We start from the raw sequence: 18,245 nt of genomic DNA on the forward strand, positions 1-18,245 counted from the left end.
CAGCCTGCGCGAGGCGCTGGCCGCGGGCGCCGGGGCGGCGTGGGGCGACGCGCCGGCCGACCTCGACGACCGGATCCGGGCGGCGCTGGTCCTGGCGGGCGCGGAGGAGCTCGTCGCGACGCTCCCCGACGGCCTCGACACCGTCGTCGGTCCCGGCGGACGCGTCCTGTCCGCCGGCCAGACCCAGCGGCTGGCGCTGGCGGGCGCACTCGCCTCGACTGCGCCCCTCGTGCTGCTCGACGAGCCGACCGCGCACCTCGACGCGGAGAGCGCCGAGCGCGCCGCGGAGGGGATCGTCCGCGCCTGCGCCGGCCGCACCCTGGTCGTCTCGACGCACGACCCCGTCCTCGTCTCCCGCTGCGACCGGGTCCTCGACCTGGACCTGCTCGCCGGCCGCCCGACCTCGACGGGCCCGACCGGGGGGTCCGGTCACCCGATCGCGGGCGCCGGAGCGGGCACCGCGTCGGGCGATCGGCCGGACACCGCGACGGGCGCCGGGGCGCCCACCGCTACGGACGATCGGCCGCCCGCCGCGATGGGCACAGGGGGCCCCACCGCGGTGGGCGTCGCGGCCGACGTCGCCGTGGGTGGGCCGGACACCGCGACGAGGTCCCGGACCCGGACCAAGACGCGGGCCAAGGGCCGGACCGGCCGAGGACGCACGCGATGAGCCTCCGTCACCCCACCCTCCGTCCGATCGCCCTCGGCCTCCTCAGCGCCCTGGCCGGTCTCGCCGTGCTCGCGGTCTCGGGCTGGCTCGTCGTCCGGGCGTCCGAGCGACCGCCGGTGCTCGCACTGCTGACGACGATCGTGCTCGTCCGCGGGCTCGGGATGATCCGGGCGCTCGCCCGCTACGCCGAGCGGCTGTCGGCGCACGAGCTCGCCCTCGAGGACCTCGCCCGGGAGCGCCGCCGCTGGTACGACCTCCTCGCGGCGCGGGTCGGGGCTCCGGGGGCGCCGGGCGCCGCCGACCTGCTCACGCGCTTCACGACCGACGTCGACGAGCTGCAGCACCACCGGCCCCGCGTCGTGCTGCCCGTCGCCGTGGCGGTCGGCACCGCGGTGCCCGCGGTGGTGGCGGCCGTGCTCGTGCTGCCGGGCGCCGGTCTCGCCCTCCTCGCCGGACTGGCCGTCGCCGTGCTCGCCGTGCCCGCCGGGGTGTGGGGCCTCGCCCGGACCGCCCTCGGCCGCCAGGGGGCCGCGCGCGCCGCGTTCGCCGCCGACCTCGACGGGGCGTTGCGCGACGGGTCGCAGCTCGCCGTCTCGGGTCTCGCCCCGACCCGCGCCCTGGAGCTCGACGCGCGCTCCCGTGCGCTCGGGCGCGTCGACCGCCGCATCGCCTGGGCCGCGGCGCTCGGGCAGACGGCCACGGTGGCCGTCGGCGGCGTCGCACTGCTCGTCGTCCTGGTGCTCGGCGCCCGTGCGACCGCCGCGGGCACCCTGGAGCCCGTGTGGCTCGGGGCGCTGGTCCTCCTGGCCGTGGGGGCCTTCGAGATCGCCACGCCGCTCCCCGAGTCCGCGATGCGCCGGCTCTCCGTCGGCCGGGCACGTCGGCGCCTGGACGCGGCGGTCGCCGGCCCGGAGACGTTGCCCGAGCCCGAGGCCCCCACGGCCCTGCCGTCCGGCGCGGCGCTGGTCGCCGAGGGCCTCGTCCACCGCCCGGGCGGCGCCGGGACCCCCGTCGTGCTGGACGGCGTGTCGCTGCACGTCGCACCGGGCGAGCGGGTGGCGATCATCGGCCCCAGCGGCGCGGGCAAGTCGACGCTCGCCTCGCTCCTGGCCCGGGTCGTGGACCCCGACGCCGGGACCGTCCGGCTGGGCGGGGTCCCGCTGGACGCGGCCGCGACGGAGGACGTCCGCGCCCACGTGCGGCTGGCCGGCCAGGACGCCCACCTCGTCGCGACGTCGCTGGCCGCCAACGTGCGGATCGGCGCGCCGGACGCCACGGACGCCGAGGTCGACGCCGCGCTGCGCACCGCCGGCCTCGGCCCCTGGGTCGACGACCTGCCCGACGGCCTGGCCACCCTCCTCGGCGAGGACGGCGCGCAGGTCTCCGGCGGCCAGCGTCAGCGGATCGGGCTGGCGCGCACGCTGGCCTCCCCCGCAGGGGTGCTCGTCCTCGACGAGCCGACCGCCATGCTCGACGGCCGCACCGCCGCGAGCGTCACCCACGACGTCCTGCAGGCGACGCGCGATCGCTCCGTCGTCTGGATCACGCACGCCACCGCCGACCTCGCGGGGTTCGACCGCGTGGTCGAGCTGCGCGCCGGCCGGCTGCTCGATCGGCCCCGCCCCCGGGCTGCGGCCCGGCCGGTGGTCGCGGGGCCGTCGTGATCGGCGCCCCGCGTCCCCGCCCGGGCGCGGCCGCCCGGCGTCGGGCCCCCGGGAGCCCCTAGGGTCCAGGGCATGACCATCACCGTCGTCGGTTCCATCGCCTTTGACGGGCTCGAGGCCCCGGCGGGCGTGCGCGAGCGCATCCCCGGGGGCGCGGCCTTCCACTTCGCCCAGGCGGCGTCGTTCTACAGCGACGTCCGCGCCGTCGGGCCCGTCGGCGACGACTACACCGACGAGCACATGGCGCTCCTGGCCACCCGCGGCACCAACACGGACGACGTCGAGCGCGTCGCCGGCGGGAAGACCTTCTTCTGGAAGGGCAAGTACCACGACGACCTGAACTCGCGCGACACGATCACGACGGAGCTCAACGTCTTCGAGACGTTCGACCCCAAGCTCTCGCAGGCGAGCAAGGACGCCGACGTCCTCTTCCTCGCCAACATCGTGCCGGGCCTGCAGCGCGCCGTCCGCGCGCAGTCCTCCGCGAAGTGGGTCGCCCTGGACTCCATGGACCTGTGGATCGACATCATGCGCGACGACCTCGTCGCCGCGATCGGCGAGGTCGACTGCCTGATCCTCAACGACGGCGAGCTGCAGCAGCTCACCGGCGCCCCGACGACCTACGCCGCGGCCCAGGCCATCTTCGGGTGGGAGGCCCACCCGTCCGCGATCATCGCCAAGCTCGGCTCGTACGGCGCGACGGTCTTCACGCAGGACGGCGGCGGCTTCACCGTCCCGGTCTTCCCGCTCGACACGGTCGTCGACCCGACCGGCGCCGGCGACACGTTCGCCGGCGGCGTCGTCGGCTACGTCGCCGCCCGCCTGGAGGCCGACCCCGACCTGCAGGTCGACCGCGACGTCCTCGCCGCCGCCCTGATCCACGGCACGGCGACCGCATCCCACAACGTCGAGGCCTTCGGCGCGGAGAAGCTCTACGAGCTGCCCGGCTCCGAGGTCCAGGCCCGCGTGGACCGCCTCGTCGAGCTGACCCGCGCCCCCGACGCCACGATCGCCCTGCGCGCCTGAACCGACGGCGACCGGCTCGGGGCTCGGCGCGTCCGAGCCTCCGCGCCGCGGGCCGCCCGGCCCGACCGCGACGACGACGGGCCCGCGATCGCGGGCCCTTCGTCGTCCGGGGCGACCGTCGGTCGCCCCACCCCCCCCCCGGCCGCGTCGCGGCGCCGGGTGGCTCAGCGGCGCGTGCTCGACGACGCCGGGGTCGTGTTCCCCGGCGACCCGGCGGCGCCGGAGCGGACCTGGTCGGGCGTCACGGGCGTCAGGCGCGGGTAGACCGTGCCGGTGCCCGGGAAGTTCTGCTGGGGCACGCACGGCGGACCGCCCATGCCCGGCAGGTCGAGGATCCCGGTCAGGATGCCCGAGGAGTTGCCCAGGTGGTCGCAGGCGAACGACGGGTTCTTGCCCGTGCCGGCCAGCTCGAGCTCGCCCGGACGCGGGTAGATGCTGTACCGGCTGTTCGGGTTGCGCGTGGTGGCGCCCTGCACGGTCTCGCCGTTGACCGGAGCCGCGACGCGCAGGTACGAGCGCTGCACGCCCTGGGCGTCGGGGGCCGTGGCCTGCGTCGCCGCGCCGGCGTTGGCGAACGTCACCGACAGCTCGCGCTTGTAGAGGTTCACGAACCGCGCGATCGGCAGCAGGTCCTGCGTGACGGGCGCGAGCCCGTCGGACACGGGACGCAGCGCGGTCAGCAGCCGACGGATCGGCGGCATCCCCGTGCGCACGCGCTTGAGGACGGGGTCCAGCTCGACGAGCGTCTGCTCGAGCTGCGGGGCCAGGACGGCGAGCCGCTGCAGCGCGGGACGCACGAGCGGCGTCACGGGGCGCAGGTCGGCGATCGCCGGCTTGGCCGCACGGGACGTCGCCTCGACCGTGGTCATGAAGCGGCGGGTCTCGCGACCGAACGACGGCAGCGTGCGCAGGGTGTCGCGCAGCGCCGGCGTGATCGCGGAGGTCGTCTCGAGCAGCTGGCGGCCGCCCTCGGCGATGCCCTGGATCGCGCCGGAGCGCCGGCCGATCGCGGCGAACGTCGTCGCGAAGTCGCGGCTGCCCGACTGCACCTCGGCCTTCTGGCGGTTCAGGATGTCGAAGAGGCCGTCGGCACCCTCGGCCAGCGGAGCGACCTGTCCGACCGCGGCGTTCAGGTTCTTGCCCTGGCCCTTCGTGCCCTCCGCGATCGAGGTCAGCACGACCTTGAGGTCCTTGCGGGTCTTCTCGTCGAAGGCGTCGAGGATCTGGTCCAGCTCGACCGTCGGCTGGATGTTGCGCGCCGGGATCGTGCCGCCGTCGGCGATGAACGCGCGCTTGGCGATCTGGTCCTTGCGGGTGCCGAACGACAGGTTGACGAAGGTCTCGCCGACCAGCGTCTTGGTCCGCAGCGTGGCCCGGGTGTCCTTGGGCAGCGGCGCGAACTTCGGGTCGATCTTCATCGTGACCTTGGCCTTGCCACCCTCGCGCACGATGGTCGTGACCTTGCCGACGGTGACGCCGCTGATGCGGACGTCCGCGTAGCCGGCGAGCTGCGTGCCCTGGGCGAACGCGGTCTTCACCTGGTACGGCTGGGCCCGCAGCGGCACCGGGCCGCCGAAGCTCGTCCAGAGGAACAGCAGCAGACCGAAGCACGACAGCGCGAACGCCACCATGATCCCGATCTGTGCGGGATGGGGACGGTTCTTGTTCACTTGCAGACCCCCAGACCGGAGAGCAGGTCGGTGACGGGTCGCAGCGGCGCGAGACCGCTGATGGTGCCGCAGGACAGGATGAGCTGCCCGCGCCAGCCGGCGCCGTTGGCGTCGTTGGTCGAGAACAGCGAGTTCGTGTTGTGCGCGAACCAGCCGAGGTAGTAGGAGAAGCCCTTCTGCTCACCCGGGGGGTCGTAGGCGAGAACGTTCGTCACGTGCTGGAGGACCTGGAGACTCGTGTTCGTGTCGGCCAGCTGCGGCTCGAGCTGCTGGACCGTCCGACGGATCTCGCGGACCGGCTGGCGACCCTGGACGGCCAGGCGCCGGACGGGTGCGAGGTCGCGGGGCAGCGCCCGCAGGAGCGGCTCGGCGTCGGGCAGCGCGGCCGTCACGTCGCGGATCGCGGGACGGAGGGCCTTCGACGTCGGGACGACCTCGTCGGCCAGCTCGCCCGTCTTGGTCACCGCCTGACGGGTCAGGTCGAGCGTCGAGGGGAGCTGCTGCAGCGACAGGCGCAGCTCGCGGTCGCGGCCGGCGATGGTGCGCAGCGTGACGGCGGCGCGGTCGAGCGTGTCGCCCACGGCCTGGTCGTGCTGCCCGAGGGCCTGCGAGAGGCTCCCCAGCCGCGAGACCGTGTTGGAGAGCGCACGTCGGCGCTCCGTCAGGACCTCGAGCACGCGGTGCGTCTGCCGGGCGGTCGGCGCCGCCGCGCGCAGGATGCGCTGGAAGGTCTTGGCGTTGCCCTTGAAGCCCTCGGCGCTGGCCTGCAGCAGCTGCTGGAAGTAGCCCCGGGTGTCGCTGTCGAGCGCCGCGACGGCCTCGTCGAGCTGGACCTGCGACGTCGACTGCGTCTGCGGCAGGGTGCCGCCGTCCTTGATCTTCGCGCGGCTCGGCGAACCCGGATCGAGCTCGATGGTCATGTCCTGCAGGCCGGTGCGCGGGCGCAGCATGACGTGCGCGTCCTCGTGGACCTCGGCGAGCTTCTTGCGATCGATCTTCATCGTGACGACCGCCTGGCCGTCGACGAGGTCGGCCTTGCTGATCTGCCCGACGGTCACGCCGGCGACGGCGACGGCCTGCCCCTGACCGGGGGTCACGGCCTGGGCGGACGCGAAGTTCGCCCGCACGTTGTAGGTGTCCTCGAGCGGGTTGAACCGCTGCTGGGAGAGGATGTACCCGGCCACGAACAACGACAGGATCATCGCGCCGATGATCACGCCGACCGCCCACCAGTACTGGCGGAGCGCCATCCTGACGGTCTTGATCATCGTCCGGCCTCCTTCGCGGCGGCGTCCGGCTTCGCGGTCGCCTCCGTCTTGCCGGCCGGGCCGAGCAGCTGCGTCAGCTGCTGCTGGATCTCGGTCAGGTCCTTGCGGCCCTTGTCGAGCCCCTGGACGGTCCGCAGGGCGCGGTCGAGCACGTCGGTGACCTGCTCCTTGTCGACGTTCATCTTCGTCTGCTTGCCGGAGAACGGCTTCATCCGGGCCTCGAGCGAGGGCACCGACTGGCCCTCGCAGGGCACGTCGGGCCGGAGCGGCGGCTGCGCCACCGGCGCCGGCGTCGAGCCGACGACCGGGCTCTGCGAGACGGCCTGCTGCGTGCCGTTGCCGTCGGAGGTCGAGATCGCCTGGTTGCCGAAGCCGAGCAGGTAGCGCACCCACGGGCCGTTGGCGTCGAAGTTCGGGGTCGAGGCGCCGAGACCGGTGAAGGTGTCGCCGAGCTCCTCGTAGACCTTGAGGTTCGTCGTCAGGTCGCCGTCGGGCACCACGCTGTTGAGGATCGGCAGCAGGTTGTCGTTCAGGCACTTGGCGACGGGGCGGAGGTTCTCCCCGACCTGCCCGAGGGGCGCGGCGGAGCGGCTGATCGTCCGCAGGGCGGGGCGCAGCTCGGCGGTGAGGCCCTGCAGGTCCCCGGACTTGGCGAGGTTCAGGACCGAGCGCAGACCGGGGTTGGCGACGTCGAGGAACGACGGCAGGCGACGGGCCAGCGGGCGGGCGTCGCGCACGAGCGCCCGGGCCTCCGGAACCGCCCGGGTGATGCGCGTGAGCTGCGGCATCAACTGGGCCGTGGTGGTGTCGAGCGACCGGATGGTCTTGCGCAGGTCCGTCTGGTCGGCGGCGAAGGCGTCGAACGCGCGGCGGCCGTCGACGATGGTGCCGCGCAGGCCGTTGTCGCGCGCCTGCAGGTTGGCGAGCACGCCACCGGCCTCGACGACGACGCGGTTCAGGTCGCCGTCCTGGTTGCCGCGGAGCGACTTCATCACCTTGGCGATGTCCGTCAGCGACGGGGGCGTCGCCTTCAGCAGCCGGTTGAACGCCTCGGCGCCGCCGCCCTCGAGCCCCTCGCCGAAGGCCTTGAGGGTCTCCTTGAAGTTCGTGCGGGTCTGGTCGTCGAACGCCGAGAAGACCTCGTCGGCGGCGACGTGCAGGGTGACCGCGCCCGGCGGGATCGGGTTGTTGCCGAGCGCCGGGGCCCCGGGGCTGCCGGGGTTGATGTCGAGGAAGAAGTTGCCCTCGAGGAACAGCCGCGGCCGGATCTTGACCGTGGCGTCGCGACGGAAGGCCGGGGCCTTGTCCGTCAGGGCGACCGTGATCACGGAGTAGCCGGGCTTGCCCTCGGCGGGCTTCAGGCCCGAGACGGTGCCGACGTCGACGCCGGCGACGCGGACCTTGGTGGCCGCGCCGACGCGCAGCACACCGGCGTCCTTCGTCAGGACCTCGAGCTTGGCGGGGCCCGTGCCGGGGACGCCGCCGCCGAAGACGAGGAACACGAGCACGGCGGCGATCAGGATCGTCGCCGCGCCCCAGAGGACGTTGCGCCGGACGATCTGCTGCGGCGTGTGGTGCTTGACGCCGCGGCGGCGGCGGCCGCCGCGCTTGCGCAGGAGCGGGCTCATCGGGGACCCTTCGGGGTGCCGGCCGGGGCCGAGGTGCGGGGACCGACGCCGGAGCTCTGCCCCGGGACCTTGCCGACGACCTTGCCGGCGGTGTAGGACTCGCTGCCGACGGCACAGCCGCCGGCGCCGTTCGCGCCCTGGTCGTTGTCGGGGTACACCTGGTAGTGGAGTCGCGGATCCGGGTTGGGGCTGCGCAGCGTCTGGTCCGCGGAGACCACGAGGCCGATCCGCAGCCAGTTGCCGTTCTCGTCACCGGCGCTGCCGGCGCTCGACGCGTTGCGGGCGAACAGCCCGACGTAGTTGCACTTGACCTGCTGGGTCTCGAGCAGCTGCAGCGGCGGGAGCAGCTCCTGCAGCGTCGGGGTCAGCAGGGTCAGCGAGTCGTTGAAGCTCTGGCGCTGCAGCGTGCGGTCCGCGACCCGCAGCGTGGACTGCAGCTGCGTGCCGAGCACGGGGGCGCGGCGGAGGATCGGCACGCCGGTGTCGATGGCGCGGTCGAGCGCCCGGACCGTCCGGGGCAGCTCGCGGACGCCCGGGCGCAGCTCCTTGACGAGCGACGCCGCGTCGCGCAGCACCGGGGCGGCGACCCGCGAGGCGCTGATCGTCGCGTCCTCGACCGGGGGCAGCAGCTGGAGGGTCTGGCCGTTGGACTCGTTCTCGGCGCCGATCGCCCGCAGCGTCGGGGCCGCGGCGGCGAACAGCGCGCCGAGGTTGTTCGTGGCCGGGAGGACCGCCTGCGTCGTGGCGTCGAGGCCGTTGACGAAGCCGGTGAGGTTCGTCGCGGGATCGGCCAGCGTGGCGAGGAAGCGCGAGCCGCTGGAGAGCACCGGCGGCAGGGCGTCGATGCCCTCGTTGAGCGAGGCGCCGCGCCCGGCGAAGCCGTTGGCCGCCTCCTTGATGACCGTGCGGTACGACCGACGGAGGTTCGAGTCGAACAGGCCCGTGACCTCGTCGAGGTCCACCGAGGCGCTCGTGGCGTCCTCCTGGATCGTGCCGCCGGCCGCGAGCGTCTTCGTGCTCGTGCCGGGGTAGAGCTCGACGAACTTCGCGCCGATGATCGACTTCGGGCGGATCCGCAGCTTGGTGTCGACGGGCAGCTCGGCGACCGTCTGGTCGAGCTTGAGGCGGAGCGTCGAGAAGTACCGCCCGTCGCGCGACTTCATGGCCTTGATCTCGGAGACCTGGCCGACGCGCTTGCCACCGATGCGGACGTCGACGCTGGTGGTCAGCTTCTTCGCGTCCGAGACCTGCGCGTTGATGTCGTACGTCGTGATGAAGGGCAGGCCCTTGTTCGCGTTGTACGACAGGACGACGGCGACCAGGGCGATCAGCGCGGTCGCCGCGCCGATCAGGACCGGGCTGCCGGCGAGGGAGGTGCGACGGCGGTTCATCGTCCCTCCTCCTTCGCGGTCGGCGCGAGCGGGAGCAGCGTCCTCGACGTCGACTCCGTCTTCGGCTGCTCGGCGGCCCGCTGCTTCTGCTGCTCGAGGAAGGACTTCATCTGCGAGCTCCTGAGCTGGTTGGCGCCGGAGGCCTCGGAGGTGAACTTCGCCTCGCAGCCGGGCTGCGCGGTCTCGGTGAAGAGCAGGCAGGGGGTGAGGACGACGTTGGCGGGCACGATGTGCGAGATCGCGTCCTTGCGCGCGGTCGCCAGCGGCACCACGTAGATGAAGCGGGCGAGGTTCTCGATCGCGCCGTTGTCGCTCAGGCTCGTGTTGATGTTGCGGGCCACCGGGCTGACGGGCGCCAGCGCCGCGATCGTGCCCTGCAGCTGCTTGAGGTCCGGAAGGGCGCGCCGGAGGATCGGCGTGCCGGTGCGCGAGGCCGAGGCCAGGCGGCGCAGCGCGGGCCGGGCGGCGTCCGACAGCGGCTTCAGGTCGCCGGCCAGGGTGCTGAGGGCCGGGGAGCTCTGGCGGAGCGACGCGAGCGTCGGCTTGGCGTCGTCGGCCAGGTCGCGCAGGGAGCGCAGCGCGGGCTTGAGCTCGGAGAGGGTGGCCGGCAGCTTGGCGATGGCCTGGTCGAGCTGGACGCGGTACTGCGACGTCGGCTTCAGGGCCTCGGCCGCGCCGTCGAACGTGCCCGTGATGTCGTTCTTGCGACGGTCGAGCTCGGAGAGGATGGTGTCGCTGGCCTCGACGATGCGGCCGAGCGCGGCCTTGTCGCCCTCGAGCACCGTCAGCGTCTTGCGGGCGTTCGCCAGGAACGGGTTGGATCGGCGGATCGCGGCGTCGAGGTCCTTGCCGCGGGTCGCGAAGCCGGCGCCGAACTCGTTCAGCAGGAGCTGGGTGCGGACGTTGGTGGGCTGACCGAGCATCGCGACGACGAGGTCGAGGTCGACCGGGCTCTGCGTCTGCTGGATGCTGATCGTCGCCGGGTCGTCGTCGGTGCCCTCGAGCGCGGGGGCCGACGGCTTGCCGGGGTCGCACTCGACGAACTTCTCGCCGATCAGCGACTGCGGCAGGATCGTGCAGGTCGCGTCCTTGCGGAAGGGCAGGAAGGCGGGCTCGACGTCCATCGAGATCCGGGCCTTGCGGTCCTTGGTCAGCTCGACCTTGGTGACCTTGCCGACCGTGGCGCCCGCGACGCGGACGTCCTGGCCGGCGCCGACGAACGAGGCGTTGTCGAAGATCGCGTCCAGGCGGGTGTCGCCCGTCGCGCCCTGCGCCCCGGCGTCGCCGCCTCCGCCGCAGCCGGCGAGGACGGGGACGAGCACCACGGCTGTGGCACCCGCGAGCAGGTGACGGCGGACCGGCATCATCGCGTCGCTCCGTTCGTCGCGGTCGGGGTGATCTTGTTGCGACCACCCGGCGGGACCTGGTTGAGATCGCACTTGCCCGCGTGCCCGGCGGGGTTCGGGTTGGAGCCGTCCGGGTGCGTCTGGGCACCGGCGCCCGGGCAGCGCTCCTGCTGGTTGGTCTGCGGCGACGCGAGGCCCGTGCCGAGCAGCGGCGCCAGGACGTCGGTCAGCCCGCCGAGCAGCGGCTGCGCGATCGTGGCGATCGAAGCGGCGTTCACGGTCGGCTGGATCCGGGCGTAGTGCCCGTTGCCGTCGTAGTAGCCGCCGGCCTTGCCGCCGAAGCCGGTGAGCAGGCCCGAGGCGAGGTCCGGCGCGTAGTCGCGGACCTCGGTCGTGATCGGCTTGAGCGTCGGCAGGGCCCGGGACAGCTCGTTCAGGGCCGGCACGACCTGGTTGGCCAGGCGCGGCGTGCGGGCCAGCGTGTCGGAGAGCGACGGCAGCGTGGCGCGCACGTTGCGCAGCAGCGGCACGCCCTCCGCCGTCAGCGGCTCGGCCAGGCGCAGGGTGGTGGCCAGACGCGGGGCGACGGGGCGGACCTCGCGCAGCAGCGGGCGGGCCTCGCGCAGCAGAACCCGGGTGTTGGCGAAGGTGCTGTTGGCGCGACGCAGGAACGACGGCGCCAGCTCGATCGTGCGACGCAGCGCCTCGCGCTCGGCGGCGGTCGCCTTGAGCGTCACCGCGGTGGACTCGAGGCCCTGCTCGAGGTCGCCGGAGTTCTGCGCGAGCGTCGAGGAGACGGCGGCGGAGCCCGTGACGAGCCGCTGCAGGGCGGGCTCGTCCGAGCCGAGCTCGTCGATCGTGCGACGCGTCTGCGACAGGGCGGGCGACAGGCGCTCGAGCACCTGGTTGGTCTGCTTCTCCGCGCCGGAGAACGCGGTCGCGCCGCCGCGGACGAGCGTCTGCAGGTACTCGCGGCCCTTGGCGTCGACCGCGTTGAGGACCTGGTCGATGTCGGTCGCCGACCGGGTGTCCTCGGCCTCGATCGCCTCGCCGCTCTTGATCTTCGGCGCGTTGTCCGGGCCCGGCTCGAGCACCATGATGCGGTTGGCGATCGACGAGAGCGACGAGTTGCGCAGGATGACCCGCGTGCCGCGGTGCAGCGGCTTGTACTCGTCCTTCGTGATCTTCAGCGTCAGGAGCGCCTGGCCGTCGTCGGCCAGCTCGATGTCGGAGACGGTGCCGACGGTGGCGCCGGCGATGCGGACCTGGTTGCCGTTGACGACCTGCCCCGCGTCCTGGAACTTGGCCACGACCTCGTAGGTCCCTGAACCGCCGCCGAGGATCCGTAGGACGACGACGACGGCGACGACCAGCGCGATGACGGGGACGACGATGCGGATGGGTGGCTTTGGCACGAGGTGTCGCGAGAGGGCTCCGGGCGTGAGGTCGCTCACGGATCCCCCCTCGGGACGAGGAATATAGGGACAACGGGAGATGAGGCGCAACCGACAACCGACCCGTGGTCCCCCGTTTGCGACCGCGAGTAGCCATTCCGGGCCACAACCGGGTCGGAGCGTCTCGGGACGGCGACGGCGGGCGGGGCGCCCGACGGGCTACGCTGGGGCCATGCCCGTGCTGTCCGACACCGCGATTCGCCAGTTGGTCACTGACGATCGCCTCCGCATCACCCCCTGGGACGAGGGCGCGGTCCAGCCGGCGTCGGTGGACCTCCGGCTCGGCCGGTCCTTCCGGGTCTTCCATAACCATCGCGTAACGTCGATCGACCTCGCCGACCCGCCCGAGAACCTCACGGAGCAGGTGCTCTGCGAGGGCGACGAGCCGTTCGTGATCCATCCGGGCGAGTTCTGCCTCGGGCGCACGGAGGAGTGGGTCGAGCTGCCGGACGACATCGTCGCCCGCATCGAGGGCAAGAGCTCCCTGGGCCGGCTCGGCCTGATCGTGCACGCCACCGCCGGCTTCTGCGATCCGGGCTGGAAGGGCACGCTGACCCTCGAGCTGGCCAACCTCACGCGCGTCCCGATCCTGCTGCGCCCGGGCCTGCCGATCGCGCAGCTGTCCTTCATGACGCTGGACCAGCCGGCCGCCCGACCCTACGGCCACCCCGACCTGGGCAGCCACTACCACGGCCAGGTCGAGGCGACGGAGTCCCGCTACGAGGGCGGGCCGGCCGGACGCGCGTAGGCCAGCGGGCCGCCCTGCGGGGCGGTCGCCCCGGCGCCGCAGGGCGGGGGCGCCGCCTCGCGCCTCTCCGCCCGGCCGACGGATGCCGCCCCCGCGGGGCGGCGGGCCGCGCGACTACTTCAGGTCGCGCTTGAGGACCTTGCCCGTGGGGTTTCGGGGCAGCTCGTCGAGGAAGACGACCTCGCGCGGGACCTTGTACCGGGCGAGGTTGTCCTTGGCGTAGGCCTTGACGTCGTCCTCCGACAGGTCCTGGCCGCTCTCGAGGACCACGAAGGCCTTCAGGCGCTGGCCGAACTCCTCGTCGTCGACGCCGAGCACGGCGGCCTCGGAGACCGCGTCGTGGGCGGCGAGGAGCTCCTCGAGCTCCGCCGGGAAGACGTTCTCGCCGCCCGAGACGATCATGTCGTCGTCCCGGCCGTCGATGGTGAGCAGGTCGTCGTCGTCGAAGTGCCCGACGTCGCCCGAGGACATCAGGCCGTCGATCAGGTCCTTCGTGCCGCCGCCGGTGTAGCCCTCGAACGGCATCGCGGTGCCGACGAAGATCCGGCCCGTGGTGCCGTGGGGCACGTCGCGGCCCTCGTCGTCGAGGATCCGCACGCGCGAGCCCGTGACGACCTGACCGACGGAGTCCGGGGCCTTGCGCAGGTCCTCCGGGGTGGCGATCGTCGCGATCGCGACCTCGGTCGAGCCGTAGAGGTTGTAGACGACGTCCCCGATGGTGTCCATCGCGCGGGTGGCGAGCGTGCCGCCCAGCTGCGAGCCGCCGGCGAAGACGATCCGCAGCGACGACAGGTCGTGCTTGCGTCCCTGCTTGTCGTGCTCGTCGAGGATGCGGCGCAGCATCACCGGCACGACGATGAGCCCGGTGGCCTTGTGCTCCTCGACGTCCTTCAGCGTCTGCGCGGCGTCGAAGCGGTGGCGGAGGATCAGGGTGTTGCCCAGGCCGACGGCGATCAGGGAGTGCAGCAGCCCGATCGAGTGGAACATCGGGGTGGGCAGCACCGTCGTCTCGCCGCCCTTGAACGGCAGGACCGAGAGCGGGCCGCCGAACGGGGCGAGCGACTTGGGCTGCTGACGGGCGGCGCCCTTCGGGGTGCCCGTGGTGCCGCTGGTCAGGATGATCAGCGACGCGTGGCGCGACGGGGACGGCGGCGGCGTGGTGTCGCCGCGGGAGACGAGGCCGTGGATCGTGTCGTCGGCGTCGTCGCCCTCCGTCGTCGTCCAGGCCCGGTAGCGGCCCGACGGCGCGGAGACCTGCTTGACGACGTCCTCGAACTCCTCGTCGTACACGAGGACCTGGACGCCCTCGCGCTCGGAGACCGACGCGAGCTGCGGGCCCGAGAAGGAGGTGTTCATGAAGATCGCCTTCGCGCCGAGCTTCACGCACGCGAACAGCGCCTCGAGGACGCCCGCGTGGTTGCGCATCATCAGGCCGACGCCGTCGCCGGCGTTCACCCCGGCGGCGCTCCAGGCGTTCGCGAGCGCGTTCGTGCGCTCCTCGAACTGGCCGAAGGTCGTCTCGCCGCGCTCGTCGATGAACGCGATCGCCCCGGGGTCGCGGGTGACCGAGAGCGCCATGATCGCCCCGAGCGGCCCGCGGGTCCGGTAGGCGTGCAGGCCCGCCTTCGCCGTCGCGGGGCTGTTCATCCGCAACAGGCCGGAGCGGACGCAGGCCTTCAGGAACGCTCCCTCCTCCTTGGCCCTGCGCCCGATCAGGGCAGGAGCGCTGAGAACGGACCCGGTGGCGCGCGGCGACATAGGGCGGCAGCGTAGCCGGACCGGACGTCCGGGGGGTGCCCGTCGGCCCGAACCTGACGGAGGCGTCACCTCCAGGTGGGGACGGGACGGGCCACGCGGGTGGGGGCGGGACGGGCCACGCGGGCGGGCCGCGGCGCGACGCGGAGCGGTCGGACTCAGTCGCGCGGGCGACCGAGTCCCGGGCGGACGTGGTCCTCCGAGACGACCGCGTCCGGCGGGACCGCGCCGCCCCGGAGCTCGCGCAGGCGCCCCCCGGCCCGTCGGCGCAGCGGCCCGGCCAGGGCCTCGGCGCGTGCCCGCAGGCGGGCCTCCGTCCCCCGCAGTCCGCGCTCGGCCCGCGACGCGGGGAAGCGGGCGCCGACCGCACCGCGCAGCTCGGCGTGGAGCGTCTCGCCGATGAGCAGCCGTTCCGTCGCCGCGACGGAGCCCTTCCAGAAGAGCCCCTGCAGCTGCTCGCCCAGCGCCAGCTCGACGGCCATCGAGGGCGTCACCCGGATCGTCGGGTCCGCGTGGACCCCGTGCTGCTTGTGGACGAACTCGATGGCTGCCGCGCCGCCGGCCGCGGGGACCGACGAGGCCGCGCCGACGGCGTCCTCCGGCCGGCCCGCCGCCGCCGAGGCCCGGCAGAACCAGTGGTGGTGGCGGTTGCCGAGGTAGGCCCCCTCCCCCGGCAGTCGCCAGGTCAGCTCGTTGAGGATCGACGGGACCTCGAGGTAGCCGGCCTTCGCCACGCGGCTCATCTCCTGGCAGACCCAGATCGGGTCGCGCACGTCCTCCAGCGTCGTGACGCAGAGGACGAGGTCGAACTGGTCGTCCTCGTACGGCCAGGGCTCGCGCGCGCAGAAGTCCGTGCGGGTCCACGTGTCGGCCCCGAAGCGCTCCTGCGGCCCGCCGTAGGAGAAGCCCATCGCCCCGCGCGTCTGGAACGGCATGGCGTCGATGACGTGGGTGGCGCGGTTGAACGGCGCGGCCCAGCCCCCGACGTCGAGGATCTGCGCGTCGTCGGGCAGCGCCAGGATCCGGTCGGTCGCCTCGGGGAGCACCGGCGGACCGTACCGCCGGGAGGCCCCGCCCGCCCGCGAGCGGCGAGGCGCCAGGTCGGCCCATCGCATGTCTCCGGGCTCGCGGGCCGACGACGTCGCCCCCGGAGGATCGGACCGACGCGCGTCTGCCGTCGGTCTCCCGCGGGTACCCCCAGGGTGTCCCGTCACGCGGGCGGGCGTCCACGCCGACGCACCCGGCCCGGCTTGTATACCGGCGGAACGACCTCAGGGTCCGGGGTGCATAGACTGCGGACTGCAAGCGGACAGAGATCACGGAGAGTCCTATGAGCGAGACCCAGGAGACCGGCGCCGACGCGGCGGTCGGCACGGCCCAGGACACGCTGAGCGTCGTCGACAACCGGACCGGCAAGTCCTACGAGGTGCCGATCACGGACGGGACGGTCCGCGCGATGGACTTCCGCGCGATGAAGGTCGACGAGGAGGACTTCGGCCTCATGACCTACGACCCGGCGTTCACCAACACCGCCGCGTGTCGTTCGGCCATCACCTACATCGACGGCGACCGGGGCATCCTCGAGTACCGCGGCTATCCGATCGAGCAGCTCGCCGAGCAGGCGACGTTCCTCGAGGTCGCGTACCTCCTGATCTACGGCGAGCTGCCGAACAAGGAGCAGCTCGAGGAGTGGACGCACGCGATCACGATCCACACGTTCGTGCACGAGAACGTCAAGTCGCTCGTGGAGGGCTTCCGCTACGACGCCCACCCGATGGGCATGCTGCTCTCGTCGGTCGGCGCGCTGTCGACGTTCTACCCCGAGGCGAAGAACATCAAGGACGAGCGGGTCCAGTACGAGCAGATCGTGCGCCTGATCGCCAAGGTCCCGACGCTCGCCGCCTTCGCGTACCGCCACGCGAAGGGCATGCCGTACGTCTACCCCGACAACGACCTCAACTACGCCGAGAACTTCCTCGGCATGCTGTTCAAGGTCGCCGAGCTGAAGTACCAGGCCGACCCGCGCATCGCCAAGGCGCTCGACGTCCTCCTCATCCTGCACGCCGACCACGAGCAGAACTGCTCCACGTCGTCCGTCCGCGCGGTGGGCTCGTCGCAGGTCGACCCGTACTCGGCGGTCTCCGCCGGCATCGCCGCCCTCTACGGCCCGCTGCACGGCGGCGCCAACCAGAGCGTGCTCGAGATGCTCGCCCGCATCGAGAGCGTCGACAACGTTCCGGGCTTCATCGACCGGGTCAAGAACGGCGACGAGAAGCTCATGGGCTTCGGTCACCGCGTCTACAAGAACTTCGACCCGCGCGCGAAGATCCTGAAGAAGGCCGTCGAGGACGTCTTCGAGGCCACCGGGACCGAGAACCCGCTGCTCGAGGTCGCCAAGGAGCTCGAGCGGATCGCGCTGGAGGACGACTACTTCGTCAAGCGCAAGCTCTACCCGAACGTCGACTTCTACTCCGGCCTGATCTACGAGGCCCTCGGCCTGCCGGTCGAGATGTTCACGGTCATGTTCGCCATCGGCCGCACCCCGGGCTGGGTCGCCCAGTGGCTCGAGATGGTCGGCGACAAGGAGCAGAAGATCGCCCGCCCGCGGCAGATCTACACCGGCGACCGCACGCGCGACTACGTGCCGATCGAGAACCGGTAGTCCGGCGCCCGGCCGCCGCCGGGCGCCACCTCCCCCGCCCCCGGGCGGGATGCGACGGGACCGCCCAGGCGGTCCCGTCGTCGTTCCGGGCGGCGCGCGCCGGGTGATCGCCGGCCGGGCGGTGGGCGATCGCCGGCCGGGCGGTGGGGCGCGGCGCGCGGGGATCGGGAGCTCCGCGCCCCGGACCGGCATCCGGACCCGCGGATGTTCGTTCGTGTGCGAGATCAGGTGCGCGTGTGACCGATCCCGTCCGTTCATGTGACCGCGGTCATCGAGAACGTGGCGCGTCCGGAGCATCATCCTTGGTGTGTTCGTTCCGCTCCACGACGGGTCCGAGGTCCTGATCCGTGCGATCGGGCCGCAGGACGCCGCCCTGCTGCGCCGGGCCCACCAGCTGCTCTCGCCGGAGACCGTGCGCGATCGCTTCCTCGGCGCCAAGCCGCGCCTGAGCTCCACGGACGTCCGGTACCTCACCGACGTCGACCAGCACGCGCACGTCGCCCTCGTGGCCGTGGACCGCACGCGCCCCGAGCGGATCCTGGGCGTCGCCCGCTGGGTGCGCGACCCCGCCCGCCCGAGCACGGCCGAGGCCGCGTTCGTCGTCACGGACGACTACCAGGGCACCGGCATCGGCAGCGCCCTGGCGATCGGGCTGGCCGACCGCGCCGTCGAGGAGGGCGTCGCGTCCCTCAGCGGCTCGATGCTCGCGGGCAACCGCGCGTCCGAGGCGCTCTTCCGCCGGATGGGCGGTGAGCTCACGGTCCGCCGCGACGGCATCACCAACGAGGTCACGACGACCCTCCCCGCCGAGTCCGGTCGGCTCGAGCGCCTTGCGGCCAGCCGCCGCATGCGGCCCGGCCGACGCCGGGTCGCCCCGGTCGTCGGCGGGCATCGCCCGCAGCTCGTCGCCTAGACGGGCCGCTGGAGGTCGGCCCGGCGGGGGCTCGGCTGGCCCGGGCCCGG

The 18,245-nt window shown here is 73.3% G+C and carries 14 protein-coding genes; 6 read left to right on the plus strand and 8 right to left on the minus strand.

What is annotated here, in order from left to right; all coding sequences use genetic code 11:
• From Q7T67_RS18305 to Q7T67_RS18315, 3 genes are all read left to right on the plus strand, one after another.
• Positions 1-670, plus strand: a 670-nt coding sequence (locus Q7T67_RS18305) for an AAA family ATPase (RefSeq protein ID WP_304793168.1), incomplete at its 5' end; no start/stop codon positions are given.
• Positions 667-2,334 carry a thiol reductant ABC exporter subunit CydC gene (cydC, locus tag Q7T67_RS18310; RefSeq protein ID WP_304793171.1) on the plus strand — a complete coding sequence of 556 codons (1,668 nt, stop codon included), beginning with the start codon at positions 667-669 and terminating at the stop codon, positions 2,332-2,334. The genes Q7T67_RS18305 and cydC, both read left to right, overlap by 4 nt.
• Positions 2,335-2,406: 72 nt before the next feature.
• On the plus strand, positions 2,407-3,360 hold the full coding sequence (locus tag Q7T67_RS18315; RefSeq protein WP_304793174.1) for a PfkB family carbohydrate kinase: 954 nt from the start codon (positions 2,407-2,409) through the stop codon (positions 3,358-3,360).
• A 164-nt stretch (positions 3,361-3,524) separates the two neighbouring features.
• Here Q7T67_RS18315 and Q7T67_RS18320 read toward each other — a convergent pair whose 3' ends face one another.
• From Q7T67_RS18320 to Q7T67_RS18345, 6 genes are read right to left on the minus strand one after another with little or no spacing between them, the layout of a single operon-like run.
• A complete protein-coding gene (locus Q7T67_RS18320; RefSeq protein WP_304793177.1) occupies positions 3,525-5,030 on the minus strand; it encodes an MlaD family protein in 1,506 nt (501 codons plus the stop codon).
• Positions 5,027-6,298, minus strand: coding sequence for an MlaD family protein (locus Q7T67_RS18325; RefSeq protein WP_304793180.1), 1,272 nt, complete (start codon positions 6,296-6,298; stop codon positions 5,027-5,029). Before Q7T67_RS18325 ends, Q7T67_RS18320 begins: the two co-directional genes overlap by 4 nt.
• Entirely contained in the window at positions 6,295-7,926 is a 1,632-nt protein-coding gene (locus Q7T67_RS18330; protein WP_304793182.1) for an MlaD family protein, read from the minus strand. Before Q7T67_RS18330 ends, Q7T67_RS18325 begins: the two co-directional genes overlap by 4 nt.
• Positions 7,923-9,317: an MlaD family protein gene (locus tag Q7T67_RS18335; RefSeq protein WP_304793184.1), complete on the minus strand. Its 1,395-nt coding sequence runs from the start codon at positions 9,315-9,317 to the stop codon at positions 7,923-7,925. Before Q7T67_RS18335 ends, Q7T67_RS18330 begins: the two co-directional genes overlap by 4 nt.
• Positions 9,314-10,681, minus strand: coding sequence for an MlaD family protein (locus Q7T67_RS18340; protein WP_304793187.1), 1,368 nt, complete (start codon positions 10,679-10,681; stop codon positions 9,314-9,316). The genes Q7T67_RS18335 and Q7T67_RS18340 overlap by 4 nt, the downstream gene beginning before the upstream one ends.
• The gene (locus tag Q7T67_RS18345; protein ID WP_304793190.1) at positions 10,681-12,078 is read right to left on the minus strand and encodes an MlaD family protein; all 1,398 of its coding nucleotides are present in this window, start codon (positions 12,076-12,078) and stop codon (positions 10,681-10,683) included. The genes Q7T67_RS18340 and Q7T67_RS18345 overlap by 1 nt, the downstream gene beginning before the upstream one ends.
• A 211-nt stretch (positions 12,079-12,289) precedes the next feature.
• Between Q7T67_RS18345 and dcd the strand changes: the two genes are divergently transcribed.
• Entirely contained in the window at positions 12,290-12,865 is a 576-nt protein-coding gene (dcd, locus tag Q7T67_RS18350; RefSeq protein WP_304793191.1) for a dCTP deaminase, read from the plus strand.
• A gap of 114 nt (positions 12,866-12,979) precedes the next feature.
• Here the strand turns inward: dcd and Q7T67_RS18355 are convergent, their stop codons facing one another.
• Both Q7T67_RS18355 and Q7T67_RS18360 read right to left on the minus strand, forming a co-directional pair.
• Complete coding sequence (locus tag Q7T67_RS18355; protein ID WP_304793195.1) at positions 12,980-14,623, minus strand: acyl-CoA synthetase; 1,644 nt, start codon at positions 14,621-14,623, stop codon at positions 12,980-12,982.
• Positions 14,624-14,778: 155 nt separating this feature from the next.
• A complete protein-coding gene (locus Q7T67_RS18360) occupies positions 14,779-15,666 on the minus strand; it encodes a methyltransferase domain-containing protein (protein ID WP_304793198.1) in 888 nt (295 codons plus the stop codon).
• 284 nt (positions 15,667-15,950) lie between these two features.
• On the opposite strand from Q7T67_RS18360, the gene Q7T67_RS18365 reads away from it, so the two are divergent.
• Positions 15,951-17,282 carry a citrate synthase gene (locus Q7T67_RS18365; protein WP_304793201.1) on the plus strand — a complete coding sequence of 444 codons (1,332 nt, stop codon included), beginning with the start codon at positions 15,951-15,953 and terminating at the stop codon, positions 17,280-17,282.
• A 307-nt stretch (positions 17,283-17,589) separates the two neighbouring features.
• Complete coding sequence (locus tag Q7T67_RS18370; RefSeq protein WP_304793204.1) at positions 17,590-18,195, plus strand: GNAT family N-acetyltransferase; 606 nt, start codon at positions 17,590-17,592, stop codon at positions 18,193-18,195.
• Positions 18,196-18,245 lie beyond the last annotated feature (50 nt).

This window comes from Patulibacter sp., from assembly GCF_030655195.1.
Taxonomy (GTDB): Bacteria; Actinomycetota; Thermoleophilia; order Solirubrobacterales; family Solirubrobacteraceae; genus Patulibacter.

What these genes read in the sequence shown, in the direction of transcription:
- cydC (WP_304793171.1), top strand. Translation starts at nt 667, where the DNA reads ATGAGCCTCCGTCACCCCACCCTCCGTCCGATCGCCCTCGGCCTCCTC.
- Q7T67_RS18315 (WP_304793174.1), top strand. Translation starts at nt 2,407, where the DNA reads ATGACCATCACCGTCGTCGGTTCCATCGCCTTTGACGGGCTCGAGGCC.
- Q7T67_RS18325 (WP_304793180.1), bottom strand. Translation starts at nt 6,298, where the DNA reads ATGATCAAGACCGTCAGGATGGCGCTCCGCCAGTACTGGTGGGCGGTC.
- Q7T67_RS18330 (WP_304793182.1), bottom strand. Translation starts at nt 7,926, where the DNA reads ATGAGCCCGCTCCTGCGCAAGCGCGGCGGCCGCCGCCGCCGCGGCGTC.
- Q7T67_RS18335 (WP_304793184.1), bottom strand. Translation starts at nt 9,317, where the DNA reads ATGAACCGCCGTCGCACCTCCCTCGCCGGCAGCCCGGTCCTGATCGGC.
- Q7T67_RS18340 (WP_304793187.1), bottom strand. Translation starts at nt 10,681, where the DNA reads ATGCCGGTCCGCCGTCACCTGCTCGCGGGTGCCACAGCCGTGGTGCTC.
- dcd (WP_304793191.1), top strand. Translation starts at nt 12,290, where the DNA reads ATGCCCGTGCTGTCCGACACCGCGATTCGCCAGTTGGTCACTGACGAT.
- Q7T67_RS18355 (WP_304793195.1), bottom strand. Translation starts at nt 14,623, where the DNA reads ATGTCGCCGCGCGCCACCGGGTCCGTTCTCAGCGCTCCTGCCCTGATC.
- Q7T67_RS18365 (WP_304793201.1), top strand. Translation starts at nt 15,951, where the DNA reads ATGAGCGAGACCCAGGAGACCGGCGCCGACGCGGCGGTCGGCACGGCC.